This window comes from Desulfitispora alkaliphila (genome assembly GCF_050433185.1).
Taxonomy (GTDB): domain Bacteria; phylum Bacillota; class Desulfitisporia; order Desulfitisporales; family Desulfitisporaceae; genus Desulfitispora; species Desulfitispora alkaliphila.
Genome location: NZ_JBNPXS010000071.1, coordinates 1 through 6,235 on the forward strand (window position 1 = coordinate 1; position 6,235 = coordinate 6,235).

At 35.8% G+C, this 6,235-nt stretch carries 6 protein-coding genes, 1 tRNA gene and 1 rRNA gene; 1 reads left to right on the forward strand and 7 read right to left on the reverse strand.

Translation table 11 applies throughout. The annotated features are described in order from the left end of the window. Positions 1–161: 161 nt before the first annotated feature. The 5 genes from GGQ84_RS15080 to GGQ84_RS15100 form a co-directional block, all read right to left on the reverse strand. The gene (locus tag GGQ84_RS15080; RefSeq protein ID WP_429163634.1) at positions 162–1,511 is read right to left on the reverse strand and encodes a hypothetical protein; all 1,350 of its coding nucleotides are present in this window, start codon (positions 1,509–1,511) and stop codon (positions 162–164) included. Between the two features lie 13 nt (positions 1,512–1,524). Next, entirely contained in the window at positions 1,525–2,697 is a 1,173-nt protein-coding gene (locus GGQ84_RS15085; RefSeq protein ID WP_429163635.1) for an ATP-grasp domain-containing protein, read from the reverse strand. Between the two features lie 81 nt (positions 2,698–2,778). Continuing rightward, the gene (locus tag GGQ84_RS15090; protein WP_429163636.1) at positions 2,779–3,570 is read right to left on the reverse strand and encodes a DUF5714 domain-containing protein; all 792 of its coding nucleotides are present in this window, start codon (positions 3,568–3,570) and stop codon (positions 2,779–2,781) included. A gap of 154 nt (positions 3,571–3,724) precedes the next feature. After that, positions 3,725–3,880 carry a hypothetical protein gene (locus GGQ84_RS15095; protein WP_429163637.1) on the reverse strand — a complete coding sequence of 52 codons (156 nt, stop codon included), beginning with the start codon at positions 3,878–3,880 and terminating at the stop codon, positions 3,725–3,727. Positions 3,881–4,137: 257 nt separating this feature from the next. Continuing rightward, positions 4,138–4,860 (reverse strand): M48 family metallopeptidase, encoded by a 723-nt coding sequence (locus tag GGQ84_RS15100; RefSeq protein ID WP_429163638.1) that lies wholly within the window; start codon positions 4,858–4,860, stop codon positions 4,138–4,140. Between the two features lie 196 nt (positions 4,861–5,056). Here GGQ84_RS15100 and GGQ84_RS15105 point away from each other — a divergent pair, with 196 nt between their 5' ends. Continuing rightward, the gene (locus tag GGQ84_RS15105; protein WP_429163639.1) at positions 5,057–5,914 is read left to right on the forward strand and encodes a hypothetical protein; all 858 of its coding nucleotides are present in this window, start codon (positions 5,057–5,059) and stop codon (positions 5,912–5,914) included. 145 nt (positions 5,915–6,059) lie between these two features. Here GGQ84_RS15105 and GGQ84_RS15110 read toward each other — a convergent pair. Both GGQ84_RS15110 and rrf read right to left on the reverse strand, forming a co-directional pair. Next, positions 6,060–6,134: transfer RNA gene (locus tag GGQ84_RS15110), tRNA-Asn, on the reverse strand. 7 nt (positions 6,135–6,141) lie between these two features. Then, positions 6,142–6,235 (reverse strand): 5S ribosomal RNA (rrf, locus tag GGQ84_RS15115); the annotation flags it as partial.

Genomic DNA, 6,235 nt, shown 5'->3' on the forward strand with positions numbered 1-6,235 from the left:
CGCGATGGACACCCTTGTCATTGGCTAGTGGTTCCCACTACCAAGCCCACAGCGGACTTTCACCGCCAAGTTACCGCCCGTGCCGGGCACACATATAAAAAGGTATGTCAATTCGACATACCTTTTATATATCACTGTTATTTATACAATAAGCCCAATTTTTAAACGGCGGTTTCCAGTTTCCTCTCTTTTACATCTATAGTCCAGGAGGAAACTTCACCATCTTCTTCAACTTCTTGAGGCTTCTTTAGATTAAAGTGTAGTTTTTCCCCATCTTTGGACCACTGCAAATCTTGAAATTGACCAGCAAAAGTTTCTGCTTCCGTTACTTCTATTCCCTTTAAATCATAAAAGCTTATAATTTCATCTTTTATTAAATCATAAATATGTAAGTATGAATGACCTGAGCCACTGGCAATCCAGTGATATGCCACATATTCACCATCCAGTGACCAGTAAAAATCACTGGCGCTTTCTCCGGGACCATTGATAACTGTTATTAAGTTGACCTGACCTGTATCTAGGTTAACATACCCAACGGCAGCATCCATTGTTAATGATCTGTAAGGCCTAGTCAAGTAAACTGCACTTTTTCCTTGGGTAAGTGTTTCACCCAATCTAATATGGTGGAAAAAACTATCTGGGCCCACATCAAGAAAAGGCTCCACAGTTCCCTCTAAGGTCTGCAATTCATTCCAGAATGGTTCGAGAGGTAGTTTTATATTATTATCTAAAATTATAGTGGTTTTACTTGCTAGATACTTAGGGTTGAAATTTTTAATACTAATTTCAGTATCATTAAAGGTACCATATGCACTAGTATCATAGGTAATGTAATTGTCAGCATCAGCTTGCAATGTTACATCATCTATTTTCTCAGCAATTGCTTCTCGGTAGATTTTATCGAAGGTAAAAAACACCTCATGGGGAGCATCTATTTGAGTAACTTTTAACTTCTCCCCATCTTTCTCAATTACCAACCTTTTTATAGTTGCCTCTTGAGCAAGTTCTTGCTGAGCAAGAGCCTGGATGAATATCTCTTCAAGATCAAGTGGCTCTCCTTGGGAAGTAGAGATTGCCTCGGCTATATCTTCTTTTATACTGGCAAATGTTTCTCTCTTAACATGAGGAAATTTAATCACCGCAGTTACTGTAGTCTGGCTCTTTCCTTTGCTCACATCTTTAATATCCACTTGAATTTCATCAATATATTCCCTTACTCCTGGAATATTAACAGTTAAATTACCCTTATATAATTCTCTTTTTGCATCACCAGTAAAATCAAAAACTTCACTTATAAAAACTTCACCTTGGGTCTGCCTATAATAAATATAAAAGGCTTTCTCTGCAATCTCTTTGATTTCACTTAGCTCCCATTCAGACTCATAATTTTCTTCTTGGTTAGGTTCTTTAGTTACCTCTTCTTCTGGGGCACAGCCAGTTACAGAAATAACTGAAGCTATTAAAATTAGAATCAATCCTAGCCACATAATAAATTTGCTTTTAGACAATTCTTGTTCCCCCCTAATCTTTAAATTTCAAATACTCTTTTAGATCAGACTTTAATATCCCGTCTATTTCTTGCCAGTTTCCCTCACTTGTTTCTGCAAATAAAAAAGCAAACACACCATGCTTTATGTAATCTACTTTTCTCATTTCTAAAGGATTTTCAAAATATGACTTGAATTTATCATAATCTATTCCCTCTATAGTAGCGACCTTTACATCCCTTGGTAAATCTGCAATAACAATACTGTATGTTTTACCTTCTTTATCCTTTAGTATCTCTTCCCAAAGGGGCTTTTTCTGTTTTAAAAAGTATTCATATATATTTATCCCATAAGCATAATAGGCAATATCCGTTGTGCACCAACCTGCAAACCTCATCGGATTTACTTCAATAGGTACTATATTCTCATCCTTATCAATTCTAAATTCTATATGCATCGGAAAACCTTTTAGGTTTATTAACTTCCCTAGCTCTGATAAAAAAGAAGTAAAACCACTGTAGTATTTTTCAATTATCTCCTTAGACGTTATATATAGTCTGTCGCTTACATCCTCTCTAGAGGAAAAGATATGCTTTAAAATATTTAAAATTACAGGTTTGCCTTCATTATCATAATAGACATCAACAGCAAATTCCTCACCCTCTATGTTTTCCTCTATAATGAATTTATTAGTATTTATAACTTCTGCGGGATAATTATCTGCTAAACTATTAACTTCTTTTTTTAGTTTGTTTACTACATCCCTCCATTGAGAAATGCTACTTACCTTATAGACTCCCATGCTAAAAAATCCAATTGATGGCTTAATAATAAAAGGCATTTCTATTTCAGTTACATCTATTTCATCTAGGTTGTCAAAGCCCACTTCTTGATAAAAGAAATTTGGGTGCATGCTCTTTAGCAATTCACGAAACTTAACCTTGTCCTTAAAAACCTCAATCTTTTGGGGTAAATCAGTAAATGACAAATTGTTTGTTATCCAGTTAATTGAATTCTCTGAGTTAGTATAAACTAAGCCTTCATTCTTTTCCTGAAATCTTTTAACGAACTCTTTGTCGTCTAAGAATTTAATTTTATTGCTCAAGTTAAACTCTGCTTTAATGCCATTATTTAAAACAGGTAGGTCAAGTTTTACAATTGTTTCTTCTAAAAAAGTTGAGACATATGGTTTATCTAATATTATCACTATTATCACCCTTTCACTGAGCTATACATTATTTTGCTTCTAAATTAATAAATAAAACCCCAATCGACTCTGATCGAGGTTTTAAAGTGTTTTAAAGTAAGGGCATTTAGCCTTTCTACATCCATGGGGGTGCCGTTTACTGTGAGAACAAACCAGTGCTTGGCTAGGTAATGGCAAGGTTACCTTGAGCTCCTCTTTGGCAGATTTAACAGCTTCACTGAGCGCAGTCCTGACAAAGTTCTTGCAGCAACATGGCCCAGTCTGATCAGCAATAGCATTTACTATTTTGCCAACAACCTTCATTGTAGTAGCTGTTTCTTGACCCTTTGAACATAATGCACCAAGAATAACGCTAAAACATGCTCCCATTGCGGGAACAATACCACAAACTCCTGTTAGCCCACAGTATCCACCAATTGCTTGCTTTCTAGTTCTATTTAGAACTTCACTGATCTGATCATTTGTTATTGGAATACTACCTTGGTTTTTTAGGGATGCCATGAAGGCGCCAGCTGCAATCCATGCATTTTCGCAACCCAACATTGGCACATTACTATATCCCATCAGGTCTTCGGCAATTTCAAAGGGATTTTGAGATTGTGTGGCCATTATATAATTCTGTATAGTGTTATAGAGTTCTTTCCCGTGACACTCATCGCAAATATAGTGCCCATTTGAACAACATATATTTCCAATTTCTTTTTTTCCACATTGATAGCAGCGTAACTCCTTGCCAGTACTTAAATATTCCAATTCTTGCCCGCATACCTGGCAGTTTTCAGTATTATTACTCTGAGGATGCTGACCAGCATCAATATCAGGTGCTCAACAATTCGCTTTTCGAGGAATATTTGTTTTAATACTTTCAGTCATAGAATCAATCACCTCTAAATTTCTACTTTATCATTAAATTAATTCTATTTGTAATACACAAATCCTGTTTTTTTGCACTTTTTCCAGGACTGAAAATATGTGTTTTTAGTTACCCTGTTGTAAATACTAATTTTATATTATCATAAAAGGGTGATTACCATAATAGGCTTAATACAACACATTCAGCTTCTGTAAGCTCTTTAAGGGAATCTGTAAAAAAACGATAGTCTAAATCTTCTATAGAAAGTTGCTGACATTTGCGTGTGTACTCTAATACCTTATCTATTTTACAAAGTGTATTTACCAACATAGACTCCCCTTTCAACTAAGCCTCTCCCCCAAAAATTAAAATAATTATTTTAATTTTATAAATTCTACGACTTATATTTATTCCCTTTTCTTTTTCTACAATTTATTACAGTTTTTCCATCTATAGTTAAATACAAAAAAACTCTCCTATCTTCTGTAATCCTTAGCACTGAAGCTTAGTTGCTCTTACTTTCTGTTGGTATAGTAAAAGAGCAGCGTATGTCGCTGCTCTTATGATTAAGTAGCAAAATCTATAATCTACAACTCCCTTGCCACTTCTTCTTCCAATATTATCTTTCTTTCTCGCCAGTCGGGCATGAAGACTGTCATAAGTTTATAAAAGTCTTGGTCGTGATTGCCCTGGATAAAGTGAATCAATTCATGGAGAACCACATAGTCGATGCAACAACTAGGTCCACTAATCAGCTTACTGTTTAATGTTATCCTTTTCTTATGGCTGTTACAGGAACCCCAGCGGCTTTTCATAGTTTTAATGATGATTTCAGGTTTTGGAATCCGGTAATTCTCTAACAGAGGGTATACTCGCTCTAGAGATTGGTGAAACTCTACTTCTGCCCTTTGCTTAAACCACTCCTGAATTAACTTCTCTTTTCTACTCTGACTAACACTGTCTTTAACATAAAGGTTAATAAACCCCAGTTGGCACTCTACTGTTTCTATTGCTTGAGTTGCTATTACTTTTAGCTGATACTGTTTTCCTAAATATTTAATAGTTTCACCGCTCACATAGTCCCTTGTCTTTTGATAGGCTTGTTTGTCTTTAAAGCTATCTAGGTGCTTTAAAATCCAAGGCGCTCTACTCTTTACAAAGTCCTTGAGGTACTTAATGGGTACTTTATTATTAGCGGATATCATTACTGTCATGTCTGGCTTTACCCGTAAGTTAATGTTTTTTACTTTTTTTCGATGTAGCTCAAACTCTATTGCTCTATCCTTATAAGACACTGTATGCTTTTCCATTGTTATCACCTGATTATAAATACTTTTCTTCCAATCCTAGATAATACACTTGTTAAAGATTTGTGTCAAGAAGGCTGTGTTAAGGTCACTTAACAACCAAGTTTGTCAGTCTTTGTCACTCTTAAAGTTAAAGGATTTCTCTCGTTATTAGCGAAACTTTATATAATATAAATTACACGGATATATGGAGGACGACATGGAGAAAAAAATTAAAGTTTTAACCTGGCTAGTTATAGTAAGTATAGCTTTAAATTTGTACAGCTTTTCCCGATTAAATCAAATGGAAAACAATTTGTCAACTCATATTGATCGCAGTGTTTATAATAATACTCACTGGTTGCAGAGTCAGGTTGGTAGCATACAAAGAAGCATTTCAGAAATTCAGGAAGATAACAAATGGATCAGGTCTATAGATTTTAGAGCCAATGAAAATGACTCTTCCCCCAAGAAAATAAACATGGATGTAGAGTGGACATTTAAAGAGATTGAAAAAGAGCCAAATGTGTTATTTCAATACAGAGAAAAAGGTCAAGGAAAGGACTGGACCAAAATACCCGCAGTACAAAAGGGTAGCACTAACTTTTCCGCCTCAGTAATATTATCGCCAGATAAGGATTATGAATATCAGTTAGTTTCTAAAGGGAATCTGGTCAAATCTGAAGCAATAACAGATATTCCAGGCCAATACTATAAGCCTGTACCTCTACGGAAAGTAGGGGCAGGTGCCTCTTCTACTGGTGATGGTCGCAAGTTGATGAATTATAGTGCTAATTTTGCTCAGGTAGAACCTGTTCTATTTGACTTTTATCGAATCAAGGATGTTAAAGCAATAATTATCACCAATGGTGAACAACAGACTGCAGTTCCAGTAACTGAGAGCACACACCCCTATTCAACAGCACATAAAAGAGAATGGATATTAGAGCTGCCAGAGGAACTTTTAGATGAAGATATCACTCAAGTAATTTTAGAAGTTGAATATGAAGATGGCACTATTCAAGAAAAGAATTTTACTTATGAAATTATAGAAAGTATGGCCGGTATGAGAAGATAAAGAATTGGCTGTAAAGCTTTAAAGGGTCCGTTTTTCCTGATGATTTTTCAGGAGAACCGGACCCAGCTTTAATGTTAACTAATTAAAATAAAAATACCACTATAGCCCAAAACGTTTAGACTAAAGTGGTATGAATAAGTAATTTTGGCTCCCCGAGTAGGACTCGAACCTACAACCTACCGGTTAACAGCCGGTTGCTCCACCATTGAGCTATCGAGGATCATTATGTCTGGCAGCGACCTACTCTCCCAGGACCTCTCGGTCCAAGTACCATTGGCGCTGAAGGACTTAACTGCTGTGTTCGGCATGGGAACAGGTGTA

Coding starts and splice junctions, on each gene's coding strand:
- GGQ84_RS15095 (WP_429163637.1), bottom strand. CDS start 3,880: ATGTTGGTAAATACACTTTGTAAAATAGATAAGGTATTAGAGTACACA.
- GGQ84_RS15100 (WP_429163638.1), bottom strand. CDS start 4,860: ATGGAAAAGCATACAGTGTCTTATAAGGATAGAGCAATAGAGTTTGAG.
- GGQ84_RS15105 (WP_429163639.1), top strand. CDS start 5,057: ATGGAGAAAAAAATTAAAGTTTTAACCTGGCTAGTTATAGTAAGTATA.